Annotated in this window: 21 protein-coding genes and 1 pseudogene; 20 read left to right on the forward strand and 2 right to left on the reverse strand. The window is 52.5% G+C overall.

The annotated features are described in order from the left end of the window. Positions 1-231: pseudogene (locus tag G477_RS21455) on the forward strand (IS1634 family transposase); the annotation flags it as partial. A 339-nt stretch (positions 232-570) separates the two neighbouring features. On the opposite strand, the gene G477_RS0106455 reads toward G477_RS21455, so the two are convergent. Next, the gene (locus G477_RS0106455) at positions 571-1,005 is read right to left on the reverse strand and encodes a hypothetical protein (RefSeq protein ID WP_026697242.1); all 435 of its coding nucleotides are present in this window, start codon (positions 1,003-1,005) and stop codon (positions 571-573) included. Positions 1,006-1,144: 139 nt separating this feature from the next. On the opposite strand from G477_RS0106455, the gene G477_RS0106460 reads away from it, so the two are divergent. From G477_RS0106460 to pheT, 6 genes are all read left to right on the forward strand, one after another. Beyond that, positions 1,145-1,645 (forward strand): dUTP diphosphatase, encoded by a 501-nt coding sequence (locus G477_RS0106460; RefSeq protein ID WP_026697243.1) that lies wholly within the window; start codon positions 1,145-1,147, stop codon positions 1,643-1,645. 82 nt (positions 1,646-1,727) lie between these two features. Then, positions 1,728-2,807, forward strand: a complete 1,080-nt coding sequence (locus G477_RS0106465; protein ID WP_026697244.1) for a M42 family metallopeptidase — start codon at positions 1,728-1,730, stop codon at positions 2,805-2,807. Between the two features lie 701 nt (positions 2,808-3,508). Next, positions 3,509-4,330, forward strand: a complete 822-nt coding sequence (locus tag G477_RS0106470) for a YitT family protein (protein ID WP_026697245.1) — start codon at positions 3,509-3,511, stop codon at positions 4,328-4,330. Between the two features lie 13 nt (positions 4,331-4,343). Further along, entirely contained in the window at positions 4,344-5,099 is a 756-nt protein-coding gene (locus tag G477_RS0106475) for a TrmH family RNA methyltransferase (protein ID WP_026697246.1), read from the forward strand. Positions 5,100-5,633: 534 nt separating this feature from the next. Continuing rightward, the gene (gene pheS, locus G477_RS0106485) at positions 5,634-6,668 is read left to right on the forward strand and encodes a phenylalanine--tRNA ligase subunit alpha (protein ID WP_026697247.1); all 1,035 of its coding nucleotides are present in this window, start codon (positions 5,634-5,636) and stop codon (positions 6,666-6,668) included. Between the two features lie 14 nt (positions 6,669-6,682). Further along, positions 6,683-9,100 (forward strand): phenylalanine--tRNA ligase subunit beta, encoded by a 2,418-nt coding sequence (gene pheT / locus G477_RS0106490; protein WP_026697248.1) that lies wholly within the window; start codon positions 6,683-6,685, stop codon positions 9,098-9,100. A gap of 683 nt (positions 9,101-9,783) precedes the next feature. Here pheT and rnhC read toward each other — a convergent pair. Continuing rightward, positions 9,784-10,716: a ribonuclease HIII gene (gene rnhC / locus G477_RS0106500; RefSeq protein WP_026697250.1), complete on the reverse strand. Its 933-nt coding sequence runs from the start codon at positions 10,714-10,716 to the stop codon at positions 9,784-9,786. A 184-nt stretch (positions 10,717-10,900) separates the two neighbouring features. On the opposite strand from rnhC, the gene G477_RS0106505 reads away from it, so the two are divergent. From G477_RS0106505 to uvrC, 13 genes are all read left to right on the forward strand, one after another. After that, on the forward strand, positions 10,901-11,152 hold the full coding sequence (locus G477_RS0106505) for a cell division protein ZapA (RefSeq protein ID WP_026697251.1): 252 nt from the start codon (positions 10,901-10,903) through the stop codon (positions 11,150-11,152). Between the two features lie 3 nt (positions 11,153-11,155). Then, positions 11,156-11,698, forward strand: a complete 543-nt coding sequence (locus G477_RS0106510; protein WP_026697252.1) for a CvpA family protein — start codon at positions 11,156-11,158, stop codon at positions 11,696-11,698. 120 nt (positions 11,699-11,818) lie between these two features. Then, a complete protein-coding gene (polX, locus tag G477_RS0106515) occupies positions 11,819-13,552 on the forward strand; it encodes a DNA polymerase/3'-5' exonuclease PolX (RefSeq protein WP_026697253.1) in 1,734 nt (577 codons plus the stop codon). A gap of 4 nt (positions 13,553-13,556) precedes the next feature. After that, positions 13,557-15,917: an endonuclease MutS2 gene (locus G477_RS0106520; protein WP_026697254.1), complete on the forward strand. Its 2,361-nt coding sequence runs from the start codon at positions 13,557-13,559 to the stop codon at positions 15,915-15,917. An 11-nt stretch (positions 15,918-15,928) separates the two neighbouring features. Continuing rightward, the gene (locus G477_RS0106525) at positions 15,929-16,333 is read left to right on the forward strand and encodes a DUF350 domain-containing protein (RefSeq protein ID WP_026697255.1); all 405 of its coding nucleotides are present in this window, start codon (positions 15,929-15,931) and stop codon (positions 16,331-16,333) included. A gap of 507 nt (positions 16,334-16,840) precedes the next feature. Then, entirely contained in the window at positions 16,841-18,526 is a 1,686-nt protein-coding gene (locus tag G477_RS0106535) for a long-chain-fatty-acid--CoA ligase (protein WP_026697256.1), read from the forward strand. 141 nt (positions 18,527-18,667) lie between these two features. Next, positions 18,668-20,350 (forward strand): AMP-binding protein, encoded by a 1,683-nt coding sequence (locus tag G477_RS0106540; RefSeq protein ID WP_035211444.1) that lies wholly within the window; start codon positions 18,668-18,670, stop codon positions 20,348-20,350. A gap of 258 nt (positions 20,351-20,608) precedes the next feature. Further along, positions 20,609-21,220, forward strand: coding sequence for a fatty acid metabolism transcriptional regulator FadR (locus G477_RS0106545; protein WP_026697258.1), 612 nt, complete (start codon positions 20,609-20,611; stop codon positions 21,218-21,220). Further along, positions 21,217-21,984, forward strand: coding sequence for an enoyl-CoA hydratase (locus G477_RS0106550; protein WP_026697259.1), 768 nt, complete (start codon positions 21,217-21,219; stop codon positions 21,982-21,984). Before G477_RS0106545 ends, G477_RS0106550 begins: the two co-directional genes overlap by 4 nt. Before the next feature lie 51 nt (positions 21,985-22,035). Continuing rightward, complete coding sequence (locus G477_RS0106555; RefSeq protein ID WP_026697260.1) at positions 22,036-22,806, forward strand: electron transfer flavoprotein subunit beta/FixA family protein; 771 nt, start codon at positions 22,036-22,038, stop codon at positions 22,804-22,806. Between the two features lie 28 nt (positions 22,807-22,834). Next, positions 22,835-23,794, forward strand: coding sequence for an electron transfer flavoprotein subunit alpha/FixB family protein (locus G477_RS0106560; protein WP_026697261.1), 960 nt, complete (start codon positions 22,835-22,837; stop codon positions 23,792-23,794). 385 nt (positions 23,795-24,179) lie between these two features. Continuing rightward, positions 24,180-24,494, forward strand: a complete 315-nt coding sequence (gene trxA, locus G477_RS0106570; RefSeq protein ID WP_026697263.1) for a thioredoxin — start codon at positions 24,180-24,182, stop codon at positions 24,492-24,494. Between the two features lie 359 nt (positions 24,495-24,853). Further along, positions 24,854-26,638 (forward strand): excinuclease ABC subunit UvrC, encoded by a 1,785-nt coding sequence (gene uvrC / locus G477_RS0106575; RefSeq protein WP_026697264.1) that lies wholly within the window; start codon positions 24,854-24,856, stop codon positions 26,636-26,638. The last annotated feature ends 45 nt before the right edge of the window (positions 26,639-26,683 follow it).

Raw genomic sequence — 26,683 nt, forward strand, 5'->3', positions numbered from 1 at the left:
CTGGAACATCGATTGAAACAAGCGGGTGTGGAGGATTCCACCGCAAGCATTCAAGAAGCAGTTCGAAGTGCAACCTTTTCCCAACTCTCGATGAACAACAGCGAAATGTATATTAAACATGAGCCAGATCCCTTATTTCATCAAGCATGTAACGTTCTTGGCCTTCCTACACTTCCGACCTACGGTCGAGTAAACCAAAAATCGCATGCATATATACAACCGAAAAAATAAAATGATCTCCTCAATCGCTTGTCTACCAAGGGTTTGAGGAGATTTTTGCCGTTTGAAACTGCTAAAGTCAGGAGGCAGGCACGACAAAGCGTATCCTTTTTTCTTTACAGCAGCATAAAAACGCCGGAAGCAGGGTATGCTTCCAGCGTTTTTATGCTGCTTTTGATAAGAAAACCGATCGAGAAACAATTCTCGAGGATGACGGCTTGGATGTATGTTGTTCGCTGAGGCGCTGCGGGCCGCTGCCCATGGAGTGGGAGGCGGCCCCGTTCAGGCTTCATCGAACGCAGGTTTGTTGGTAAAGAACGGCACGATGGAAGCTGTAGGATCAGAGGGTGTTCAGTTCTGAGCGGAGGAATCGTCGTTTTCTTTGTCTGCACGGCGTTCCAGCTGTCGTTTAATGTCAGCGGCCGGCTGGCGCCACTCGATAGACGCCTTCGGGTAGCGGACGAGCAGCTCCTGTTCTACCTGATCAAAATCACGGGCAGTCATCCCCTGAAGATCGTGGCTGTCTTCGGTCTGCAGTTTGATGGAGGTTACTTCCACAGAGTGATCGGCAGGACCAAGAAATTTCTCTCCCTCAAATAGTGCTCCTTTGACGGTAATCAATATATTACGACGGACCTCGCTGCTGTCATCAAGAACATAGAAATCCTCCCGGCGCCGGGCACGTTCCAGACGTCGTTTCGGATCGATAAAATACTTCGTTACACTGTAGATAAGGACAGCGACTGCGGCCAGCAGTACAATCCGGAACAGCAGAACCGTAAACATAATCATCTCTCCTTCATAGGAAGTCCCTCTGATATTATCGTACACTGCATAGGATTCATGAGTAAAGGAAACGCTCTTATATGTTACGATATTAGACGCCTGCAGGTTTCACTAACTAGAAGGAAAAGGAGCGGGAAAAATGGATCTAAAAACATTGTTTGCCAAGCAGTACGAATTGGATACGTATATTGAACAGGAAAAAGGCGTGAAGGCCGCTGATCTCCTGGAAGAAAAGCTGCTGGCACTGCTGGTGGAAACAGGAGAACTCGCCAACGAAGTACGATCGTTTAAATTCTGGTCCGACAAAGAGCGATCATCGGACGAGGTGATTCTGGAAGAGTACGTGGACGGGCTGCACTTTCTCTTGTCGATCGGCAATCTGCTGGAGCAGGAACCAGCCGAAGAAGTTCCGGTGATTGAAGAAGCAGCCGCCGCAAAGGAAGCAGTGACTTCGGCTTTTTTGGAAATCAGCGGCTATATCTCGCTCGTCCGCATGGAGCCGGGAACAGAAACGTATCAGACCTTGTTCGAAGCTTACGTCGATCTGGCCGGGATGCTCGGATATGAATGGGCGGATGTGCTCGATGCTTACAACAAAAAGAATGCCGAAAACTATGACCGTCAGCAGCGAGGGTATTAATTCGTTTTCCGAAGTAATTGAGATTGCTGCGGAAAACGTCTATACTGGTGTGGAGACGGATACATAATGAGGAGGCAGAAGAATGGATAACATGCTTGAGATGCTCAAAGAGCTTACAGATGCCAATGGTATTCCGGGTAACGAGCGGGAACCACGCGACGTGATGAAGAAACACATCAGTGCTTACGCGGATGAGGTAAAGACGGATCACCTCGGAAGCCTGATTGCACGGAAACAGGGCGGAAAAGAAGATGACCCGAAAATCATGGTAGCAGGGCACCTGGATGAGATCGGGTTTATGGTCACCAACATCGACGACCGCGGCTTTCTGAAATTCCAGTGTGTCGGCGGCTGGTGGGAGCAGGTCATGCTCGCCCAGCGCGTGACGGTTATGACAAAAGACGGCAGCATTCCGGGTGTGATTGGTTCGAAACCCCCTCATATCCTGGCGCCGGAAGCACGTAAAAAGTCCGTGGATAAGAAGGAAATGTTCATTGATATCGGGGCGGCAGACAAAGAGGAGGCAGCTTCTTTCGGTGTGCGTCCCGGCGATTCTGTCGTTCCCGTGTGCGACTTTACGGTTATGAAAAACGAAAAGTACCTGATGGCGAAAGCGTGGGACAACCGGATCGGCTGTGCCATTGCGGTTGAAGTGCTGAAACGTCTGGAAAACGAAAGCCATCCGAATACCGTTTACGGTGTCGGTACTGTCCAGGAGGAAGTCGGTCTGCGAGGAGCAAAAACATCCGCCCACGCGATCAAACCGGATATCGGCTTCGGTGTCGACGTCGGCATTGCCGGAGATACACCGGGCGTAACCGAAAAAGATGCTCTTTCCAAGATGGGAGAAGGCCCGCAGATCATCATGTATGACGCGTCCATGATTTCTCATAAGGGGCTTCGTGACTTTGTCACCGGCACGGCAGACGAAAAGGAGATCCCGTATCAGTTCGATGCGGTTCCAGGAGGCGGCACAGATTCCGGTTCGATTCACCTGACAGCCGACGGAGTGCCGGCGCTGTCGATCACGATTGCCACCCGCTATATTCATACGCATGCAGCGATCCTGCACCGGGATGATTTTGAGAACGCGGTGCAGCTGATTGTAGAAGTAATCAAAAAGCTGGACCGTGACACGGTGCACACGCTGACGTTCGACTAAGGACGCAGGACCGTTTGGATCCAGGTCCTGTGTTACTCTCCGGCACAGCGGCAGCAGGCAAAGGAGCCGGGGCCGCGGCCCTCTTTTACCTGTACTTCGTGTGACGTGAAAGACAGGACGCTTCCGGTTATCCGAAATGGATGGCCGGAAGCTTTTTTAATAGTAGAAGAATGGATAAGTTTTCATAGCGGGTGACGGCGAAGCCGGCTGCTCGGGAAGAAACAACGAACGTTTTCTTCCCTCAAAAAGCTTGCAGCGCTTCCGCGCGCCGTTCCGACCAAAAGGCGCTCCGCGCTTTTGTTCTAGTATAGGAATGTATAAGTTTTCATACAGTGTGACGGCGGCTCCATGCGCTGCTCGGGAAGAAACAACGAACGTTTTCTTCCCTAGAAAACCTGCAGCACTTCCGCACGCCGTTCCGACCAAAAGGCGCTTTGCGCTTTTGTTCTAGAGAAAGAGGGAGCAGGACGGGTCAGCAGCAGAAGACACCGCGGGGGCGGCGCTCTTCAGGCAGCGGCTTTCGTATCATCCTGCTGCTCCAGAGAGGAAGCATCTGCAATTTTTCTGAATAAAATGGAAGCAGTTGACGTTCTGCGGGAACTTACCTATAATGCATACAGTCAACGAAAACGTCACAAGGAAGCTGGTTCCTGAGTGATACTGGTATTTTCATTCTTGTCTGCACGAAAAGAGGGATCCGCTTGAACTATATGTATAGACTCACCGTTATCATTATCTCGTCGATTGCACTCGGTTTTGCGTTTAATATTTTCCTGCTGCCGCATGAAGTACTGACCGGGGGCGTCACGGGTGTGGCGATGGTCTTCGGGCTGCTCACGCCGCTCAATACGGGATACTGGATCGTGCTGCTGAACCTGCCGATCATTATACTGGGGTGGTTCAAACTAGGAAAAGAGTTTATTATAAACAGTATCATCTCCGTCGCCGTCACCTCCGTCTCCATGTTGTATATCCCGATCGTCCAAATTACCGATGATGCCCTGCTTTCTTCCGTTTTCGGCGGGGTGCTGACCGGTGTCTGCATTGGACTGATCATCCGGTACTACAGCTCGACAGGCGGTTTTGACGTGGTCGGTATCCTGCTCATCAAAAAATGGGATATGCCGCTCGGCGGACTCATTTTCGCATTAAACTCCCTCGTCGTTGTCGTTTCCGGTTTTTTCTTCGGCTGGGAACTTGCGATGTACACGATGCTCTCGATTTACATTACGGGCATTGTCATCGACCGTATCCATACGAGACACATTAAACTGAACCTGATGGTCGTCACGAGCCGCGGAGAAGAACTGCGCCAGGCGCTGATCGATAACCTGGTGCGCGGCATCACGATCATCGACGGTCAGGGAGCCTACACGAGGGAAGACAAAAAGGTACTTTTCACGGTCATCACGAGATATGAACTGGAAGTGATCCGCTGGGTGCTCCGGGATATCGATCCGGAAGCATTCGTCAGCATCAGCCAGAGCGTGCAGGTCGTAGGTAATTTCCGGAAGGACGACTAGAAAGGAGCGCAGGATGGAACTCATTTCATCAACACAGAATCCGAGAATCAAAGCATGGAAAAAGCTTCAGAAGAAAAAAGAACGGGATAAATCAGGATTATTTCTTGTGGAAGGGTATCATCTTGTGGAAGAAGCTTTAAAATCCGAGGTGACAGTAAAAGAAATCGTGCTTGCAGAAGACGTCGATGTCCCGCAGGAATGGTCTATCACCGGGGTGGAGTTCATCCGGGTCACCCCGCCGGTTCTGAAGGAGCTTGCGGAGACAGAAACGCCGCAGGGAATGATTGCTGTCTGCGAAAAACCGGACTTGGAGAACCTGCTCTTTGAAGGAGGACAGTACCTGCTGCTGGATGAGATCCAGGATCCCGGCAACCTCGGCGGAATCATCAGAACTGCGGAGGCTGCCGGTCTGGACGGGGTTATTTTCGGTGAAGGCTGTGCTGATCCTTATAACGGGAAAGTGGTCCGGGCGACGCAGGGAGCCGTCTTTTATATGCATGTCCAGCATATGCCGCTGCACGACGCAGTTGACCGCTGCCGGGATAATCAAATTCCGGTTTTCGGTACAAGCCTGCATGGCAGTACGTTCACCGCCATTGCCCCACAGGAGCACTTTGCGCTGCTGCTCGGCAATGAAGGTACGGGCGTGCGCAGAGCGCTCCTGGAGCGTTCCGACCAGAACCTCTATATCCCGATCTATGGGAACTGTGAGTCGCTCAACGTGAGTGTCGCAGCAGGAATCCTCACGTATCATCTGCGCGGGGATTAAAAAGCAATTGAAACCATAGGCGATAGCGGCTATAATTAACATGTAAATCAATCGGCTGAGATGGAACATAGTAGGCGGAACGATGCGCTGCCAGGGAATCTGTGCCATAGACTGGAAGCACGGAACAGAGCACACCGCTGAATTCACTCCAGAGCCGGTCCGCATACCAGGGATATCAGGGTGTGCCGGACCCCGCTTGCAGGCGGTTATCCTGCTTGAATGAGTGAACGGACCGAGTCCGTTAATCAGGGTGGTACCGCGAATGTCTTTCGTCCCTTACGCAGGGAAGGAAGGCTTTTTTTACTTGGTCGGAAAAGGGACAGGCTCGATGCTGAAGATCGGCAGGATCCATCTGCCCGCCGGGAATACGAAAAGCCTGCTCTTTCCTTGGATGATAAGAATGTAGAAGTTTTCATCGAGGGAGACGACGGCGCTGTGCGCTTTTGTTCCAGACCAGGCAGGAAATCTGCTGAGCAGACGAAAAAGGGCCGTGCGCTTTCTAGCCCGGCTGTTAATTGAAGGAGGCGATGAACGATGCAGGAAAGACTGCAGGAACTGCAGGATGAAGCGGTGAAGCAGGTTGCTGATGCCGATACGCTGCAGGAGCTGGAAGAAGTCCGAGTCCGATATCTCGGAAAAAAAGGACCAATTACCGAAGTCATGAAAAGCATGGGCAGACTCTCGAAAGAAGAGCGCCCGGCCGTTGGTGCGAAAGCCAATGAAGTCCGCGGCAGAGTCCAGGAGCTGATCGAAGAGAAAGAACAGACGCTCCGGGAAGCGGCAGTAACGAAACAGCTTGAAGAAGAGCGGATCGACGTCACGCTGCCGGGACGGCCGGTATCGAAAGGGGCAGGCCATCCTCTGACGTCCGTGGTGGAAACGATTGAAGATGTGTTCACGGGCATGGGGTTTCAGGTTGCAGAAGGCCCGGAAGTCGAGACGGATTACTATAACTTTGAATCATTGAACCTGCCGAAACATCATCCGGCACGAGATATGCAGGATACGTTCTTCGTGACATCGGATCTGCTGCTGCGCACGCAGACCTCTCCTGTTCAGACGAGAACGATGGAGCAGCATGAAGGGAAGGGACCGGTCAAAATCATCTGTCCCGGCAAGGTATACCGCCGGGATGAAGATGACGCGACGCACTCCCATCAATTCATGCAGATTGAAGGACTGGTGGTGGATGAAGGCATCCGCATGAGTGATCTGAAAGGAATTTTCGAAGCCTTTGTTAAAAGCTATTTTGGGGAAGACCGGGAGATCCGTCTTCGTCCGAGCTTCTTTCCGTTTACCGAGCCGTCTGCGGAGCTGGATATCTCCTGTGCGATGTGTGGAGGTTCCGGGTGCCGAACGTGTAAAGGAACGGGCTGGATCGAAGTGCTTGGGTCCGGCATGGTGCATCCGAACGTCCTGCGTATGGGCGGGTTCGATCCGGAAAAGTATTCCGGCTTTGCGTTCGGCATGGGTGTGGAACGGTTTGCGATGCTGAAATACGGCATTGATGATATCCGCCATTTCTATACGAACGACACACGATTTCTTGAACAATTCACCCGAGTGTAAAGGAGGATTTGGACGTGCTTATTTCTTACCAATGGCTGAAAGAATATATACAGCTCGATGATCTGACACCGGAAGAAGCAGCTGAGAAACTGACGCTCCACGGTGTGGAGGTGGATGCTGTTCATCATAAAGGCGAAGACATCACGAATCTGGTTACCGGGAGGGTCGTCTCCTGTGCGCAGCATCCCGATGCAGACAAGCTCTCTCTCTGTCAGGTTGATGTTGGCGAAGCGGATCCCGTGCAGATTGTGTGCGGAGCTCCGAACGTTGCGGAAGGACAGGATGTCGCGGTTGCAAGAGTCGGCGGGCGTCTCCCTGGAGGAATGAAAATCAAGCGGGCGAAACTGCGGGGTCAGGTGTCCGAAGGCATGATCTGTTCGCTGCAGGAGCTAGGCTGGGAAGGGAAGGTCGTGCCGAAAAAATACAGCGAAGGAATCTTTGTCTTTCCGGAGCCGGTGGTGCCGGGGATGGATGCCAAGCCCCTTCTTGGGCTCGACGATACGATTCTCGAGCTGGATCTCACCCCGAACCGCTCGGACTGTCTCAGCATGCTCGGGACGGCGTATGAGATGGCAGCGGTCCTGGACAGAGAAGTGAAGCTGCCTGATCCGCAGATTGTTCCTTCGGCAGAAGAGACGGCTGCTTACATCCGGGTGGATGTACAGTCGCCGGCCGCAAATCCTTACTATGGGGCGCTCATGCTCCGGGACCTGCAGGTGGGCGAATCCCCGCTCTGGCTGCAGACATCACTCATGGCAGCTGGCGTCCGGCCGCTGAACAACATTGTCGATATTACCAACTACGTGCTGCTGGAGTACGGTCAGCCGCTGCACGCCTTCGACTACGATCAGTTCGGCTCAGAGAAAGTCGTCGTCCGTCAGGCGCAGGAAGGAGAAACGATGACGACCCTGGACGGCGAAGAGCGGACGCTGAACGCTCACCACCTCGTCATTACAAACGGTACGAAGCCGACAGCCATTGCCGGAGTCATGGGCGGCTCGGATGCAGAAGTAGAGGATGCGACGACCAATGTGCTGCTCGAAGCTGCTTATTTCGATCCGGGGGTAGTCCGGTATGCCCAGAGGGACCTTGGGATCCGCAGCGATTCGAGTATCCGTTTTGAAAAGGGAGTGGATCCGAACCGCACAGCAGAGGCAGGCCGAAGAGCCGCTTCGCTGATGAAGCAGCTCGCCGGAGGCGAAATTCTGGCTGAGCCGTCGGAACACGATACGCTGCACCGGCAGCCGCTGGAGCTGGATGTCAGTCTGGCGAGGATCAACCGGGCGCTCGGCACATCTCTGACGATAGAAGAAGTATCGGCGATCTTGAAGCGGCTGCAGTTCCCTGCAGAACAAACGGATGAGGATCTCCTCGCTGTGACCGTTCCGACGAGAAGACAGGACATCGCCATCGAGCCTGATATCGTGGAAGAAGTAGCCCGGCTCTATGGATACGACAATATTCCCGTTACTCTGCCGAACACCCCGGCGACACAGGGAGGGCTCTCCCTGGAACAAAAGAAAAAGAGACAGGTCCGCCGCTTTTTGGAATCGTGCGGCCTGCATGAAGCGGTCAGCTATTCCTTGACGACGGAAGAGAAAGAGGCCCCTCTCGTACCGGAGAACCGCCTTCGCGTGCCGGTGGCGCTGCCCATGAGCGAAGACCGGAGCTCCCTGCGGACGACGCTCGTGCCGCATCTGCTTGATGCACTCAGTCACAACAAAAACCGCAGCAGGCAGCATGTCTCCTTGTTTGAGATCGGCTCCGTCTTTTTCACGGAGGAAGAAGAGATCACCAGACAGCCGGACGAGCGAACGTACGCGGCTGGTGCTATGATGGGGCTCTGGGAAGAGCATGCATGGCAGGGAGAAAAGAAGCCCGTCGACTTCTTCGTTCTTAAAGGTGTGCTCGAAGGTCTGGCTGCGGAACTGCAGATAGACGCAGTCTTTGAAGCGGCGGAGCGGCCGGGACTGCATCCGGGACGGACAGCGGTCATCAAAAACGGCGGACGCATCATTGGAACCGCCGGACAGCTCCATCCGGATACCGCAGCCGCATGGTCCCTGCCGGAAACGTATGTGTTCGAACTCGATCTCCAGTACCTGCTGGAACAACAGGCGGAGGTCATGAAATACGTACCGATTCCGCGCTACCCTGCGGTGGACCGGGATATCGCACTCGTCGTGGATACCCATGTTTCCGCTGCGGATATGAAGCAGGTGATCGAAGAAGCCGGCGGAGATCTGCTCGACAGCGCTTCCGTGTTTGATGTGTACGAAGGAGAACATGTGGAGGCCGGCAAAAAGTCCGTCGCGTTTACGTTGAAATACCTCGACCGCGGCAGAACGCTGACGGAAGAAGATGTAACCGCCGTACACGAGAACATTCTCGCGGCACTCAACAAACAGACAGGCGCCGTGCTGCGCGGCTGATATCCTTTCATGAAAAAAAGGGCTGGGACAACATCGTTTTCCAGCACGTAAAAAACGCTTTCGATGACTGCGGGGTCGTCGAAAGCGTTTTGTTTGTAAGAAATGACGGCGAATCTGTCTCCTTGCAGGGGACTTCCTCATGTTCTCTGCCAGGAGTGCAAACCTTAGTTCCTGCTTTACCTTAGATTTGCCTCTGACCGGCATGATGCTGAAACGCAAATCCGCCTTCAGATAATCACAAACGGCTTACACGTCGGTTTTGTACCGAGCGTAGATTCTCTTTCGAAAGCACCGGTATCGGTTCAATGTGGTCGTCACCGCAAACGGCTCTCATGATATTGTTACGGAAAAGATACATTCATCGGCAGCACCAGTTCATTCATGTTCACGTCTTTAACATGAGGATACCTCCGGTTTGGTTATGGCTTGGTCGTTCTAACGTAACCTGAAGGTATTCTTTTTTAAGTATAGAAATGTATCCGTTCTCAAAGAGGATGACGGCGGCTTCATGCACTGCACGGGAAGAAACAAAAACGTTTTCTTCCCTCAAAAGGCTTGCAGCGCTTCCGCACGTCATTCCGACCAAAAGGCGAATGGCTTCTTTCTATACTGGTTTTGTCCCAGCCTCTTTGATGTTTGGGACAGGACGAGGCAGCGGGCTGTGCTGCATGTCCGGCGGTGCGTTACGTATGTGCAAGGGCCCGTTTCGTATTGGAGAAATGCCATTTTACCATCTGCTTCAGGGCATCTTCTCCTTGAGTGCCCGCAATCCTGCCTGCGGCCTCGTCGACGTGTCTGCCCGCGCCTTTTGGAAGCTGGACGCCGGCTTTGTCGGAAAGGTCGTCCATCTCTTTTAAAAAGGCGTATCTGGCGAGAATCGAGCCGGCGGCAACAGCTGGATGCTGGTCTTCAGCTTTCGTAGCAAAGTAGATCGGAATCTGAGCGGGCCACTGCTTATCGTATTTTTTCAAATAGCGGAAGTAGCCCTCCGGTTTGACGAACTGATCGATAAAGACACCGTCGAAAGGAATCTCCTGCTCACGAAGAGAACGGATGACGCCTTTGAGTGCTTCATGATGCAGGAGCGCTTTCATTTCGCCCTGGTTCATGCCGGCAGCGTTCCACTTGTTGTATGTCGGATTGCGGAGCACTTTCAGTGAATAGGTGCACTGCTGGAGAAGGTTCGGCGCAAGACGGCGGATCTCCGGGTCCGTGATCGATTTGGAATCTTTCAGCCCGAGTGCTGCCGTATCGCGGAGCTGCTCCTGCGTCAAGTGTGCCGCTGTCACCGTAATAGGGCCGAAATAGTCGCCGGTTCCGGTCTCGTCGCTGCCGATGACAGCAAGCGACCGGATGGATTCCGGTGGTGCCCACTTGTGATTCGACACCGATGCCGTTCCTCCGGCTGCAGCGGAAGTGCCCCATCTGCTGCTTTCTTTTTCTGCCGCAGCCCCCTGAAACAGGACTTTGCCGGAACGGTAGGCGGTGATGGTACATCCCGGTACAGCAGCCTGGAACAGCGCGCCCTGCGGGGTTTTTGCCTTTCTGGAAGACTGGTAATAGGATTCTACTTGTTTCAGCAGCTGCTGGTCTGCTTTTATTGTCTGATGGCTCATAAGAACGTCCTTTCTGCATGCGTCGGTCATCATGGCTGCCGGAGATTGCCGTTCCGGCAGCTTCGACTCTGATTGTAACAAAAAGAGGTTTATCTGCGGGGAAAGCAGTGAATTTATTTTCAATATACGGGGAAAGTGTTATGATAAACGATAGTATTCAATCGTTCGTTAGGGGGGGACTGCGTTGGCCAGAGAAGAAGAAAAGAAAAAGACAATCGTCACCATCGGCAGTCACACCTATACGGTGACCGGGCGGGAGTCTCCCGGCCACGTGCAGCAGTCTGCAGCCTACGTAGACGAAAAAATGAAAGAGCTGCGCGCAAAGAACCCATTTTTAACGTCCACTCAGCTTGCTGTTCTGGCTGCGTTGAATATCAGCAGCGAATACCATCTGCTGCAGGATCAAATAAACGATACGAAGGAAGAAGAGGAATAGGATATGCTGAGTTTTATTCTCGTGCTTTGGCTTCTCTCCAATATCATGGTTGGTTTCCGCCGGGGATTCATGCTGCAGGCGGTACATATTGCAGGACTGTTGATTTCTTTTGCAGTTGCATGGCTGTACTACGACGAGCTTGCCTCGATCATCGAATTATGGGTCCCTTACCCGTTCTTTGACGACGATTCGACCATTCAGCTGATGACAGAGAGTTTCCAGACATCGACTGTGTTTTATAATGGCGTCGCTTTTGTGCTTATTTTTATCACGGTGAAAATCCTGACACAGATCATCGGGTCCATGTTTGATTTTATTGCCAACCTGCCTATTCTTCATACCATCAACGGGCTGTTGGGAGCGGTACTCGGTTTTGTCGAAGGCCTGATTATTCTGGCTGTGCTGCTCCACCTTGCCGCCCTGATTCAAGTCGACGTTGTCCAGGAAATCCTGCAGGGATCATCGGTGGCACAGTGGATTTATTACTATACGCCGATGGTATCAGCAGAACTGCGTGATCTGTGGGTGGAAGGCATACGCGAATAGTACGGAATAGAGTCTGTTTTTCTCCTTGTGCAGCCGCACAGAAAAGCAGGCTCTTTTTCACGAAGAAGGAAAGCCCCCAGGCCTGCCGCCTGCTGGAGTCCGGAACAAAAAAAGGAGCAGATGAACTTGAATAAAAAAGAAGTGCTGCAGACATTAGAGAAAATCGCGGTGTATCTCGAAATACAGGGAGCAAATGCCTTTCGGGTCTCCGCTTACCGTAAAGCAGCCCAGACGCTCGAAAAAGATGAGCGCAGTCTGGAAGAACTCGGTGATCCGGCGCAGTTGAATGGAATCGGCAAAGGAACAGCCGCGATTATCCTGGATCTGCATAACACCGGAACCACCGAACTTTTTGACGAATTAAAAGAAGAAGTCCCGTCCGGCTTGATCCCTTTACTGAAACTGCAGGGGCTCGGCGGAAAGAAAATCGGGAGGCTGTATCAAGAGCTCGGGATCACCTCCGCGGACGAGTTAAAAAAAGCCTGCGAAGACAAGCGTGTGCAGGCAATGTCCGGATTCGGAAAGAAAACGGAAGAGAAAATCCTGCAGGCACTGGAGGAAATGGGGCAGCGTCCTGAACGGCTGACGCTCGCGCAGGTCCAGCCGGCGGTTGAGATGATCGGTGCATTTTTAAATACGGCACCGGGCGTCCTCCGCTGGGAAACGGCCGGCAGTTACAGAAGAGGGAGGGAGACCGTCAAAGACCTCGACTTTATTGTTGCTGCTTCCGATGCAGCAGCTGTCGCGGAGGCAGTACTGCAGGCACCCTTCACCGATCAGGTGCAGGGAAGCGGAGAGACGAAAATTTCGCTCGACGCTGCCGTAGAAGATCTGCTTGTTCCGGTGGATTTCCGGATCGTGGAAGACCGTTCGTTTGCCGCAGCGCTGCACCATTTCACCGGGTCGAAAGATCACAATGTCCTCATGCGGCAGAGAGCCAAAGCCGCAGGACAAAAAATCAGTGAGTATGGAGTAGAGGATGCCGACGACGGAAGCATGGTCTATTTTCAGACCGAGGAAGCATTTTTTCGTCATTTCGATCTGCCATGGATCCCTCCAGAAGTACGGGAAGGCGGAAACGAGCTGGAGCAGGACTGGCGCTCCCTCGTGAAACTGGATGATATCCAGGGAGATATGCACATGCACACCACCTGGAGCGACGGGGCTCAGTCGATCGAAGAGATGGCGGACCAGTGCCTTCGCAAAGGATACTCGTTTATGGCAATCACCGATCACTCCCAGTACTTGAAAGTAGCAAATGGGTTAACACCCGAACGACTCCAGCGGCAGCATGAGGAAGTCCGCAGAGTACGGGAGGAGAAAGACATTCATCTCTTCACCGGGGTGGAGATGGATATTCTTCCGGACGGGACGATGGATTACGATAAAGGGCTGCTGGCAGAAGTCGATTACGTCATCGCCTCGATTCATTCTGCGTTCCAGCAGGAAGAAGAGCAGATCATGCACCGGCTGGTGTCTGCCTGCCGTCATCCTTACGTACGCATGATCGCTCACCCGACCGGCCGGCTGATCGGCCGCCGGGAAGGCTATGCTGTCGATGAAGAGCAGCTGATCCGCACAGCTGCAGAAACGGGAACGGTGCTTGAATTGAACGCCAATCCGAACAGGCTGGATCTTGCTGTGCCGATCCTGATCAAAGCAGAAAAAGAAGGCGTCCTTCTCTCCGTCAACACCGACGCCCACCATTACGATATGCTCGAAGACATGGCTGTAGGCATTAAAGCAGCGAGACGTGCCGGCATATCCAAAGATACGATCATCAACACCTGGGATGCAGATAGAATCAAAGCATGGCTCGAACAGCCGAAAAGCCCCTTAGTGAAAGGAGACTGATTCCATGCTGGAACGCGTCTTGCGCGTACTGGAATATGACAAAATGAAAGACCAGCTGCTTCCGCACGCCGGATCCACGCTCGGAAAACAGCGGGTCAAACAGCTGAAGCCTTCTTTTGACTTTGCGGAAGCATCCGAAGCGCTGACCCGTACATCGGAAGCAGCCAAAGTCGTCCGGTTGAAAGGCAATGTCCCCCTCGGAGGCCTGAAGGACATTCGTGCTTCGATTAAACGGGCGGACATCGGCGGACAGCTGAGCGCATCCGAACTGCTGGAAGTCGCTTCGACGATTTATGCCGGCAGGACGTTCAAACAATTTACGGAACAGTTGGTGGAAGACGAGATTGACCTGCGGGTACTGCCGGAGATGATGTCGGAAGTCGACCCGCCGACAGCGCTGCAGAGAGAAATTCAACAGGCCGTTGATGAAGACGGAAGCCTGCTTGATTCTGCGTCATCCGAGCTCCGGCAGATCCGGCAGCAGATCCGCAGTCATGAATCAACCATCCGCTCCCGGCTGGAGTCGATTACCCGTTCTACATCCGGCAGAAAGATGCTCTCCGATGCGATCGTCACGATCCGTAACGATCGATACGTCGTGCCGGTGAAAGCCGAATACCGGGGCAGCTTCGGCGGGATGGTCCACGATCAGTCGGCCTCCGGTGCGACGCTGTTCATTGAACCGGAGAGTGTCGTCACGGCGAACAATCAGCTCCGGGAAGCAAAAACGAAAGAGAAGTATGAGATTGAGCGGATTCTGCAGGTGCTCTCCGGCCTGGTGGCGGAAGAGACAGAGCTCCTGAGCATCATCACCGAGGTGATGACGGAAGTCGATTTCATGTTTGCGAAAGCCTTCTACGGCCGGGAGCTGCGCGCGTCCGAACCGTCGCTGAATGAACATGAGTATGTACAGCTGAAACAGGCCCGCCACCCGCTCATTGGAGAAGACGAAATCGTCCCTATTGATGTAGAGCTTGGTGGAGCGTTCTCCTCGCTCATCATCACTGGGCCGAATACGGGCGGGAAGACCGTTACGTTAAAAACCGTAGGCCTGCTGACACTCATGGCCCAGTCCGGACTGCACCTGCCGTGTCAGGAAGGATCAACCGCAGCGGTATTCCGGCAGATTTTTGCCGATATCGGAGACGAACAGTCGATTGAACAGAGCCTGAGTACGTTTTCTTCCCATATGACCAATATCGTGACGATTATGGAAAAGCTGGACTTTCAGTCGCTTGTCCTGTTCGATGAACTCGGTGCCGGAACGGACCCGACGGAAGGGGCAGCGCTTGCTGTTTCGATCCTCGACCACGCTTTCCAGGCAGGAGCTAAGGTGATCGCGACCACCCACTACAGTGAACTGAAAGGTTATGCATATAACCGGGACGGGGTAGTCAATGCCAGCGTGGAATTCGATGTGGAAACCCTGCGGCCGACCTATCGACTGCTGATCGGCGTTCCCGGGCGCAGTAACGCCTTCGCCATCAGCAGCAGGCTCGGACTGAAATCCTCCATTATTGACGATGCGAAGAAACAGATTTCTACAGAAACGAACCAGGTAGAGAACATGATTTCCTCTCTCGAAGAAAGCCGGAAACAGGCTGAGAAAGAGCTGGAAGAAGCCGCAGCGTTCCGGGCCGAGGCGGAAGAGCTGCATGCAGAGCTCACCGGTCATCTGGAAGCGTGGCAGGAGGAGAAACAGCGCCTGCTGCAGTCAGCGGAGGAGAAAGCCAAAAAGCAGGTGGAAAAAGCGCGGGCCGAGGCCGAAGATATCATTTCCTACCTGCGTGAAATGCAGAAAAACAATCCATCGATCAAAGAGCACGAGCTGATTGATGCGAAGAAACATCTCGACCAGGCAGAACCTGATTTCGCTCCGAAACAGAAGCAGAAGCCGAAAAAGAAACAGGCGGACTCGGATCAGCTGCTTGCTGGAGACGAAGTCAAAGTCGAAAGTCTGAATCAAAAAGGGCAGATCGTCGAAGCTGTGAACGACAAAGAATTTACGGTTCAGCTCGGCGTGATGAAGATGAAGGTCCCGAAAAAAGATCTCGTCTACATCAGCCGCCCGAAACCTGTAGAAACGAAGCCGATGGCCACCGTCCGAGGCCGGAGCTCCCATGTAAAAACAGAGCTGGACCTGCGCGGGGAGCGATACGAGAACGCGATGGCGGAAGTGGACAAATATCTGGACGCTGCCGTACTCGCAGGCTATCCGCAGGTATCGATTATTCACGGTAAAGGTACCGGGGCACTGAAAAAAGGCGTGGAGGAGCTGCTCCGCAGTCATCCGAGTGTGTCCGAAAGCCGGACCGGTTCTCAAGGAGAAGGCGGCTCGGGTGTCACCGTTGCTAAATTGAAGTAAGGAGAGACAGGATGAAATCTCTTTTTGAATCCGAGGTCATGTATACGCTCGGCACATTCAGTGCGGTGGTCGTGCTCGTGTTTATCTCTCTCTATCTTTTCGAGCTGGCAGCAGGGTATGACACGAGAAAAGAAATTGCCGCCGGGAACAAAGCGGTCGCCCTCGCGACTGCCGGCAAGATTTTCGGGCTGGCCAACATTTTCCAGGCTGCGCTTCAGTCGGGAGCCCCCTTTGCAGCAGTTCTCGGCTGGGGATTCTTCGGCATTGTGCTGCTGCTGTCTGTGTACTTTATGTTTGAATTCATGACACCGGCCTTTCATGTAGACGAAGAGCTCGCATCGGGCAATACCGCAGTCGGGATCATCGCCTTTATCCTACCTGCTGCGATCTCTTTTGTGATCGCAGCGGGGTTATGAGGCAGCAACTTCAGAAAGAGGTGGAACGATGGAGACACTTGCTAAAGTGCTGATGGTGTTCTGTGCACTTTTCGTCATAGGCGGCGTCATATATTGGGTCGTCGCGCTCTAGCAGCCCGGCTCCGGAACAGCGGAAGCCGACAGCCACCGCGGCTTTCCATTCAATAGAAGGCAAAGACGCTTCCGAGGATCCAGCCTGGATCCGGAAGCGTCTTTGTGTGCAGCTGCGGAGAACGAAGGCGCTGATGGATGGGAATCGTATGCAGTTTATGGAACAGAGGAGGGCGCGCGGCAACGGTTCTCCGCTTGCTTGGCCGCTCTTTCGACCAGCGGAGAAACGGGGCAGGCGCCTTCGTCCACTGGGCATCCAATAAAAAGAATGAACATTCATTCAATTTTTTCGCCGGATTTGCAGAATTATGTTTCTTTTTGGAGGCGTTTTCATTACAATATTAGTAAGAGATGGTTTACTGCAAGAATCAGGTGGAAAAGAGGGAGGGTACTGGAATGACGACGATGACGCAACAGCCGTGGCTCTCTTCCTATCCGGAAGAGATCCCGGCGACTATTCAGTACGAAGCAAAAACCCTGCAGTATTACTTGAAGCGGGCCGCAGAACAATTTCCGGAAAAACCGGCATTTCATTTCATGGGGAAAGAAATGAACTACCGGGAAGTTTACTCCGAGGCACTGAAGCTCGCCAACAGCTTAAGGGACCTCGGCGTGGAACAGGGTGACCGGGTGGCTGTTATGCTGGCGAATACGCCGCAGGCCGTCATCAGTTACTACGGCGCTCTATTGTCGGGAGCTGTAGTGGTGCAGACGAACCCACTGTACGTCGAACGTGAGATTGAACATCAGATGATCGATTCGGATGCAAAGGTGATGATCTGTCTTGATCTCGTTTATCCACGGGTAGCTAAAGTGCGCGAGCGGACGTCGCTCAAGCATGTGATTGTCACCGGGATCAAGGACTATCTCCCTTTCCCGAAAAACATGATTTATCCATTTATTCAGAAGAAGAATACGGGAATCAAAGTGGATATCGACTATTCTGATACGCTCCATGCTTTCACGAAAATGGTCGAGCAGGGAAAGGAAGAAGAGATTCCATTAACCATTGATCCACAGAAGGATCTTGCGCTGCTGCAGTATACGGGAGGAACAACCGGCCCTGCCAAAGGGGTTATGCTGACACACTATAACCTCGTTGTAAACACACAGCAGTGTGAGGAGTGGATGTACGAGCTGAAGCCGGGTGAAGAAGTCGTCATGGCGGCTCTGCCTTTCTTCCATGTCTACGGGATGACGACAGTGATGAACTTATCCGTCCGCATGGCGTTTAAGATGATCATTATGCCGAAGTTCGATCCAAAGCAGATTCTCAAAGCCATTGAAAAGCATAAGGCTACGTTGTATCCCGGGGCGCCGACCATGTACATCGGTCTGCTGAACCACCCGGATATCGAGAAGCATGACCTGTCTTCGATCAAGGCCTGCATCAGCGGATCTGCGCCGCTTCCAATCGAAGTTCAGAACCGGTTTGAAGCAGTTTCCGGCGGGCGTCTGGTAGAAGGGTACGGGCTGACAGAAACGTCGCCGGTAGCTGTAGCCAACCTGATCTGGGGAGAGCGGAAGCAGGGATCGATCGGTCTGCCGTGGCCAGATACGGAAGTAAAAGTCCTCAGTGCTGAAACCGGCGAAGAAGCGGCACCGAATGAGGTCGGAGAAATCATGATTAAAGGGCCGCAGGTGATGAAAGGATACTGGAACCAGCCGGAGGCAACGCAGGCCAGTTTCCGCGGAGAATGGTTCCTTTCCGGGGACATGGGCTATATGGACGAAGAAGGCTTCTTCTACATTGTCGACCGGAAAAAAGACATGATTATCGCCGGCGGTTTTAATATTTATCCGCGTGAAATCGAAGAAGTTCTCTATGAACATGAAGCCGTACAGGAAGTATGTGTCATCGGAGTGCCGGATGCTTACCGTGGGGAGACGGTGAAGGCGTTCGTCGTGCTCAAAGATGGCTCATCCACAGGGGAAAAAGAGCTGGATGACCACTGCCGGGAGCACCTGGCTTCGTTTAAAGTACCTCAATACTATGAATTCCGTGAAGAGCTGCCGAAGACGATGGTAGGCAAGATTCTGCGCCGGGTGCTGGTGGAAGAAGAGCGGGAAAAGCAGAACTGATCCTGCTGGAAAACGAAACTCAATGCAGTCGGGCTGGAACAGCAGCCCGGCTGCCTTCGAGGGAGATAGAAGCACTCGATAAAACAAAGAGAAAAAGAGATTGGTTCGCTGTGGACAGCAGGCTTTTCAGGAGGAATGTATATGACAACCGCAGTTAAGCAGCGGCCGTGGATCGATCAGTATCCACCGGAAATACCGAAAACACTCGACTATGATAACAAAACGCTTCATACGTACCTTGCTGAAGGTGCAGCGGAAGAACCTGATAAAGTACTGCTGACATTTATGGGAAAGAAAATGACGTTCAAGGAAGTGTACGAGGCGGCCGCCGCCTTCGCAGCCGGCCTGCAGGAGCTCGGTGTAAAAAAAGGCGACCGGGTAGCGATCATACTGGCCAACACGCCGCAGTCGGTCATCAGCTATTATGGATCCATGATGGCAGGTGCCGTTGTTGTGCAGACGAACCCGCTGTATGTGGAGCGGGAACTGGAACATCAGATGGTGGACGCCGGAGCAGAAGTGATGATCTGCCTGGATCTCGTTTATCCGCGCGTACAGGCGGTTCGGCAGAAGACGAACCTGCGTCATGTGATCGTGACAAAAATCAAAGATTACCTCCCGTTCCCGAAGAATATGGTGTATCCTTTTATTCAGCTGAAAAATACAGGGAAACATGTGAAAATCGAGTATGATGCCAGTACGCATGCTTTTCTCGATTTCATCAAAACGACCCGGCAGCTGGAGGAAGCGGACGTCGATCCGGAAAAGGACCTCGCCCTGCTGCAGTACACCGGGGGAACGACCGGTGCTGCCAAAGGGGTTATGCTGACACACAAAAATCTGGTCGCAAACACGACGCAGTGTATCCGCTGGATGTACAACATGGATCATGGCCAGGAAGTTTTATTATGTGCGCTTCCATTTTTCCATGTGTATGGAATGACTGTCGGCATGAATTTCTCGGTCATGGACCGTTCCAAAATGGTGATCCTGCCGAAGTTCGATACGAAGCAGGTATTGAAAGCAATCCAGCAGGAAAAGGTGTCTATTTTCCCTGGTGCACCGACGATGTATATCGGTCTGCTTCATGACCCGGATATTCACAAATACGACCTGTCTTCCATCGATGTGTGTATCAGCGGCTCTGCGCCTCTGCCTCTGGAAGTACAGCAGCAGTTTGAAAAAGTGACCGGAGGAAAGCTGTCGGAAGGGTTCGGACTGACGGAAGCTTCGCCTGTCACCCATTTCAATTTGATGTGGGGCAGACGGCCATCCGGGAGCATCGGTCTTCCCTGGCCTGACACCGACGTGATGATCCTGTCCGCTGAAACGGACGAGGAAGCAGTTCCCGGAGAAGTCGGCGAGCTCTTGATCCGCGGGCCGCAGGTCATGCAGGGGTACTGGAACCGCCCCGAGGACACAGCGCAGACCATTCAGAATGGCTGGCTGTATACAGGGGATATGGGGTACATGGATGAAGAAGGATTCTTCTATATCGTCGACCGGAAAAAAGACATGATCATAGCAGGCGGGTTCAATATCTATCCTCGTGAAATCGAGGAGGTCCTGTTTGAACACGAAGGAATTAAAGAAGCTGTCGCGGTCGGCATTCCAGACCCTTACCGTGGAGAGACGGTCAAAGCTTTTGTTGTCCCGCATGAGGAAGGCGGGTTGACCGAAAAAGAACTCGATGCCTTCTGCCGGACGAGACTGGCAGCCTACAAAGTGCCGAAACACTGGGAATTCCGAGGGGAGCTACCGAAAACCATGGTAGGCAAAGTCCTGCGGAGAGCGCTTCAGGAAGAAGAGAAAGCCTCGAACTAAGCGGAGAAAAAATGAGCGGAATTGCCTTTCCGGCGTTGACAAGGGAAGGCAGTTCCGCTATGATGATAATATGAATGAATGGTCATTCATTTTTAGTGCTCCAACCGTAGTGACGCAGCATAGAAACAAGACGGCGGCACTGAGAGCAGGAAGGAACGGACGAGCACCCTGTACTTTCCCCGGAAAGCCTGCGGCAATGCCGCACGCCGTTCCGGCAGCGAGGCGCTCTGCGTTCATTGTCGAGAGAGAAGGTGACTTATGGCGAAAAAGCGCGGCCAGAAATTTGAGAAGATCATTGATGCTGCAGTCAAGGTGATTGCCGAGAACGGCTACCACCATTCGCAGGTATCAAAAATAGCGAAAGAAGCCGGCGTGGCCGACGGTACGATTTACTTATATTTTGACAACAAAGAAGATATATTGATCTCGATGTTTGAAGAAAAAATGGGAGCGTTTGTCGATTATATCCAAAGCCGGATGCAGGAGGCGGATTCGGTCGAGGATAAGCTGCTCATGATGATTAAAATGCATTTAACGCAGCTGGAAAAAGACCATGATCTTGCACTGGTCACACAGCTGGAGCTTCGTCAGTCCAATATCTCGATCCGCTTCAAGGTGAATGAGGTGCTGAAAGGATACCTTGGATTGATTGACTCTATTATTGAGGAAGGCAAACGTGCCGGTGCTTTTGATCAGCGTATTGACACGAGGATGATGCGTCAGGTGATCTTCGGCGCCATCGACGAAGTGGTGACGAACTGGGTGATGAAAGATCATCGGTACGAGCTGATGCCGCTCGCTGAACCGCTCCACGCTTTTCTCATTAAAGGTTTGTATGCACCGAATTATCAACAGGAGGGGATGACATGAGTGTAAGGCACGAGACGAAAAACAGAATCGGCTGGATCACCCTCGATACCCCTCCGGCCAATGCACTTTCCCACAGCATGATACAGGACATCGGCCGGATTGTTGAAGCGATGAACGAGGACGATGACGTACGGGTGATGGTCATTCACGGGGAAGGGAGATTCTTTGCTGCCGGCGCAGACATTAAAGAATTTACGGAAGTGAAAAACGGCAGTGAATTCTCTGATCTGGCTAGAGATGGACAGCGGGTGTTCCGGCAGATCGAAACGTCAGGCAAGCCGGTCATAGCAGCGATGCACGGTGCAGCACTCGGCGGAGGGCTGGAACTGGCGATGGCATGCCATCTCCGCTTAGCCGATGAGAAGACCAAACTCGGCCTGCCGGAACTATCCCTCGGGCTCATACCGGGGTTTGCCGGGACGCAGCGGCTGCCGAAACTGGCTGGCAGAGCGAAGGCCATGGAGATGCTTTTCACGGCCGAGCCGATTACTGCGGCAGAAGCGGAGAGCATTGGTCTGATTAATCGGGCCGTGCCCGAAGGAACGTGTCTGGCAGAAGCAGAAAAGCTGGCAGAAGCGATCCGCTATAAAGGAGCGTCCGTCGTCCAGTCCATTATGATGCTGATGCAGCACGCAGAAACGGACCCGATCGAACGTGGGCAGGATAAAGAAGCTGTACAGTTTGGAGATGCATTTGAGCATCCTGATGCACAGGAAGGGATTCAGGCTTTCCTGGAAAAGCGCAGTCCATCTTTCCGGGAATAACACGCAATTTTGCAAACGCTTTAATACTATCATTCACAGGAGGGTTTCCTAATGAACATTTATGTCATCATGAAACGTACGTTTGACACGGAGGAAAAAATTCAGATCGACAATGGAGAAGTCGTAGAGGACGGCGCGGAATTCATCATCAATCCGTATGATGAGTATGCAGTGGAAGAGGCAATCGTTCTACGTGACGAGCACGGAGGAGAAGTGACGGTTGTCACTGCAGGCGACGAGGAAGCAGAGAAAGAGCTTCGCACGGCACTCGCCATGGGAGCTGACAAAGCTGTCCTTCTTGAAAACGAGGAGATTGAAGACGGCGATACATTTACGACTCAGGCTCTGCTGGCTGCCTATTTCAAGGACAAAGAAGTGGACGTGATTCTCGGCGGAAACGTGGCAGTAGACGGCGGTTCCGGCCAGGTCGGACCGCGCCTTGCAGATCAGCTCGGAATCAACCACGTGACCTCGATCACTTCGATTAAAATTGAAAATGGCACCGCTTCGATTGAAAAAGATGTTGAAGGGGATCAAATGATGCTGGAAGTACAGCTGCCGGTGCTGGTTACTGCCCAGCAGGGACTGAATGAACCGCGCTATCCTTCCCTTCCCGGTATTATGAAAGCGAAGAAAAAACCGCTGGAAACGCTGGACCTGGATGACCTGGATCTGGATGAAGACGATGCAGAACCGAAGACGAAAACGGTTGACCGCTTTCTACCACCTGAAAAACAGGCAGGCAAAATCATCGAAGGCGGTACAGATGATCAAGTACAGGAACTCGTTCATCTCCTGAAAACCGAAGCGAAAGTAGTCTGACTATAATTCAATCAGAAGGGTGATTCCTATGAGCAGATATCTTGTGGTAGCAGAAATGAAAGATGGTGCGTTCCGTAACGTTTCCTATGAAGCAGTGGCAGCCGCCAAAAAAGTGGACAGCGGAGCAGAGGTAACAGCACTGGCTGTCGGAGATTCCACCGAAGGAGCCGACGCGCTGCTTCATCACGGGGCGGATAAAGTGCTCACGGTGACAAACGACAAACTGCGGGACTACACGCCGGAAGCATGGACCCAAGTGCTGATGGCTGCCATCGAGCAGGAAGATCCGGACGGTATCGTCATGGGTCACACGGCCATCGGACGTGACATTACACCGAAGATTGCCAGCCGTCTCGGGTCCGGTCTCGTATCCGATGTTGTCGATATCGAAGAAGACGCTGTTTTCATCCGGCCGATCTATTCCGGTAAAGCGTTTGAAAAAGTGAAGGTGAACGAAGGGAAGACGTTCTTTACGATTCGTCCGAACAACATCCCGACCCTGGAGAAGGATACAGGTCGCTCTGGTTCGGTGGAAGAACTTCAGGTGGACATCAAGGACCTGCAGACCGTCATTAAAGATGTTGTGAAAAACACGACGTCCGGTGTGGATCTGTCGGAAGCCTCGATCATTGTGGCCGGCGGTCGAGGACTTAAAGGAGAAGAAAACTTCAAAATTCTCGATGAACTTGCTGGAGTGCTGAATGGTGCCGTCGGTGCTTCGCGCGGTGCCTGCGATGCAGAGTATTGTGATTATGCACTGCAGATTGGACAGACGGGCAAGGTCGTGACTCCTGACCTTTATATTGCGGTCGGTATTTCCGGTGCAATCCAGCACGTCGCAGGAATGTCCAATTCCAAAGTTATTGTGGCCATCAACAAAGATCCAGAGGCCGAAATCTTTCAGATTGCAGATTACGGCATCGTCGGCGACCTCTTTGATATCGTTCCGAAGCTGACGGAAGAATTCAAAAAAGCCGTCGTCTCCTGATCGTTTAACGACAGGATGGCATGTGTTTGAAGCGGATGGTCGGCACCCTGCAACGGGACCGGACATGAAGCGCCCTCTGAAACAGGGGGAGATGAACAGCTTTAAACGAAGAGGAGCGCTTTCGACTATCGTCACGGATGGTCGAGAGCGCTTTCTGCTGGGTGAACGGCACCGCCGGCATCCGCCCATCCATGCCGGATGAAAGAAGGGCGGCTTTCCCTCCGGCTGACCGCGGCTGCTGTCGTTTTGAGCAGGGCATTTGCACGACTGGTAAGCATCGGATAAAATAACGGTAGTACCCAGTGAGCAGGGTATTTTCAACTGGCATCAGGATTCGTTATACTGAATAAAGCAGTTGATTACTGATTAAAGGAGGAATATCATTATGGCAATTACACACGTTACCGATCAGAATTTCGGCTCCGAAACAAACGAAGGCGTTGTACTGGCAGACTTCTGGGCACCTTGGTGCGGACCTTGTAAGATGATCGCACCCGTTCTTGAAGAACTGGACGGCGACATGGGCGAGCAGGTGAAAATCGTCAAGCTGGATGTGGATGAAAACCAGCAGACGGCAAGTCAGTACGGGGTGATGAGCATCCCGACACTGCTGGTCATGAAAGACGGAGAAGTGGTAGACCAGATCGTCGGATTCAAGCCGAAGGAAGAGCTGGAAAACACGCTGAACAAGCACCTATAATAAAACAGAGAAGAGCAGCTGATACAGCAGGCCTCTTCCTGGACGAACCATTTCACGCCAGAAGAACGCTGCTTCTGGCGTGATTTTTCAAGTGATTCGAAGGAGAACCTTTGAAGGCAGGCGGACGGTCGTGTTGTCTCTGGATCAGGAAGGATACGTTTCATGGAGGGAAGGAGCTGCTTCTTCCGCATCCAGTAAAGAACGACGCTCGTTTTCTTTTCTGGATGCCCTGCGGCGGCTCTTCCCCCTTCTCGTCCAGGTTCACCCCGCTGCCGCCAGTCCGAATTACACGTTGTCATCGGGCCGTCTCAAACCTTTTGAGGCGGCCTCTTTCCATCTACAAAGCAAGGAGGAAGTATATGGTGGAACAGCTGCAGCAGAAGCTGGAATTGATCCCGGCTCAGCCAGGCTGCTATCTAATGAAAGATAAGCAGGGAACCATTATTTATGTCGGCAAAGCGAAAGTACTGCGGAACCGGGTGCGTTCCTACTTCACCGGTTCCCACGACAAGAAAACACAGCGGCTCGTTATGGAGATCCAGGATCTGGAATACATTGTCACGTCCTCCGATCTGGAGGCGCTCGTGCTGGAACAGAATCTGATTAAGAAATACGAGCCGCGCTATAATATCCTGTTGAAGGATGATAAGTCCTATCCGTTTTTGAAAATCACGAAAGAAGAGCACCCTCGTTTGATCACGACGCGGAAGGTGAAAAAAGACGGAGCGAAGTATTTTGGTCCTTATCCAAACGCCCAGGCAGCCAACGAGACGAAAAAACTGCTCGACCGGCTTTATCCTCTCCGGAAGTGCCGAACGATGCCGGACCGGGTATGCCTGTATTATCACATTGGTCAGTGTCTGGCGCCGTGCGAATTCGAAGTCACGCAGGAACAGAATCAGCAGATGATCAAAGAGATCACCTCGTTTCTCAGCGGAGGTCATGACGAGATCAAAGCATCGCTCACGTCCAGGATGTACGAAGCATCGGAGGCGATGGATTTTGAGAAGGCAAAAGAACTCCGGGATCAGGTCCAGCACATCGAATCGGTCATGGAAAAGCAGAAAATTACGATGACGGAACAGAAAGACCGGGATGTTTTCGGCTATTACGTAGACCGTGGCTGGATGTGTATTCAAGTGTTTTTCGTCAGGCAGGGAAAACTGATTGAACGCGACGCCTCCACTTTCCCGACCTACCAGGATCCCATTGATGATTTCTACACGTTTCTCGGTCAATTTTATATGGATGAAAAACACCCGAAGCCGAAAGAAATCTTCATTCCCGGCGAGACAGACAGGGAAATGGTCGAAGAATTTTTGAAGGTGAACGCCGTCCAGCCGAAGCGGGGGCAGAAAAAAGAACTGGTCGATCTGGCTGTGAAAAATGCAAGAATGGCACTGGAAGAAAAGTTTCAGCTGATCGAGCGCGATGAGAAACGGACGATTGATGCCGTGGAGCGGCTCGGCCATGCGATGCAGATAGATACACCGCACCGCATTGAGGCTTTTGACAATTCCAACATCCAAGGGGTGGACCCGGTTTCTGCGATGGTTTCCTTTTTGGATGGAAAACCCGATAAGAAAAACTATCGTAAGTATAAGGTCAAAACAGTGCAGGGACCGGATGATTATGAATCGATGCGGGAAGTCGTGCGCCGCCGGTATGCCCGCTTGTTAAAAGAAGAGCGTGCGCTGCCGGATCTGATCGTCATCGACGGAGGCATCGGGCAGATCACAGCGGCTCAGGAAGTCATGGAGCACGAGCTCGGACTGGCAGTTCCCGTCTGCGGCCTCGCCAAAGATGACCGGCACAAAACGTCCCAGCTGATGATGGGGGATCCGCCCCGCCCGGTGGAACTCGTGAAAACAAGCGAGGAATTTTATCTGCTGCAGCGAATTCAGGATGAAGTGCACCGCTTTGCTATCAGTTTTCACCGGAACGTCCGGAAACAGACGATGTTCACTTCCGTACTTGATGAGGTGGATGGCATCGGAGAAAAACGAAAACGGAAGCTTTTGAAGGAATTCGGTTCGTTGAAACGGTTAAAAGAAGCGTCTAAGGAAGAAATCGAGAGAGCGGGCATACCTCCGGCAGTTGCTGAGTCCTTATTGGAAGCCATACAGGAAGAATCCGGGAAATAGGCGTTCACGCGGTTTGTCAAAGAGAAAGCGCTTTGTTACGATTTA

The organism is Alkalicoccus chagannorensis DSM 18086 (assembly GCF_000429725.1).
Taxonomy (GTDB): Bacteria; Bacillota; Bacilli; order Bacillales; family Salisediminibacteriaceae; genus Alkalicoccus; species Alkalicoccus chagannorensis.

Excerpts from the sequence above, each read along its gene's own strand:
- G477_RS0106455 (WP_026697242.1), bottom strand. The coding sequence starts at position 1,005 with ATGTTTACGGTTCTGCTGTTCCGGATTGTACTGCTGGCCGCAGTCGCT.
- G477_RS0106460 (WP_026697243.1), top strand. The coding sequence starts at position 1,145 with ATGGATCTAAAAACATTGTTTGCCAAGCAGTACGAATTGGATACGTAT.
- G477_RS0106465 (WP_026697244.1), top strand. The coding sequence starts at position 1,728 with ATGGATAACATGCTTGAGATGCTCAAAGAGCTTACAGATGCCAATGGT.
- G477_RS0106475 (WP_026697246.1), top strand. The coding sequence starts at position 4,344 with ATGGAACTCATTTCATCAACACAGAATCCGAGAATCAAAGCATGGAAA.
- pheS (WP_026697247.1), top strand. The coding sequence starts at position 5,634 with ATGCAGGAAAGACTGCAGGAACTGCAGGATGAAGCGGTGAAGCAGGTT.
- rnhC (WP_026697250.1), bottom strand. The coding sequence starts at position 10,716 with ATGAGCCATCAGACAATAAAAGCAGACCAGCAGCTGCTGAAACAAGTA.
- G477_RS0106510 (WP_026697252.1), top strand. The coding sequence starts at position 11,156 with ATGCTGAGTTTTATTCTCGTGCTTTGGCTTCTCTCCAATATCATGGTT.
- polX (WP_026697253.1), top strand. The coding sequence starts at position 11,819 with ATGAACTTGAATAAAAAAGAAGTGCTGCAGACATTAGAGAAAATCGCG.
- G477_RS0106520 (WP_026697254.1), top strand. The coding sequence starts at position 13,557 with ATGCTGGAACGCGTCTTGCGCGTACTGGAATATGACAAAATGAAAGAC.
- G477_RS0106525 (WP_026697255.1), top strand. The coding sequence starts at position 15,929 with ATGAAATCTCTTTTTGAATCCGAGGTCATGTATACGCTCGGCACATTC.
- G477_RS0106535 (WP_026697256.1), top strand. The coding sequence starts at position 16,841 with ATGACGACGATGACGCAACAGCCGTGGCTCTCTTCCTATCCGGAAGAG.
- G477_RS0106540 (WP_035211444.1), top strand. The coding sequence starts at position 18,668 with ATGACAACCGCAGTTAAGCAGCGGCCGTGGATCGATCAGTATCCACCG.
- G477_RS0106545 (WP_026697258.1), top strand. The coding sequence starts at position 20,609 with ATGGCGAAAAAGCGCGGCCAGAAATTTGAGAAGATCATTGATGCTGCA.
- G477_RS0106550 (WP_026697259.1), top strand. The coding sequence starts at position 21,217 with ATGAGTGTAAGGCACGAGACGAAAAACAGAATCGGCTGGATCACCCTC.
- G477_RS0106555 (WP_026697260.1), top strand. The coding sequence starts at position 22,036 with ATGAACATTTATGTCATCATGAAACGTACGTTTGACACGGAGGAAAAA.
- G477_RS0106560 (WP_026697261.1), top strand. The coding sequence starts at position 22,835 with ATGAGCAGATATCTTGTGGTAGCAGAAATGAAAGATGGTGCGTTCCGT.
- trxA (WP_026697263.1), top strand. The coding sequence starts at position 24,180 with ATGGCAATTACACACGTTACCGATCAGAATTTCGGCTCCGAAACAAAC.
- uvrC (WP_026697264.1), top strand. The coding sequence starts at position 24,854 with ATGGTGGAACAGCTGCAGCAGAAGCTGGAATTGATCCCGGCTCAGCCA.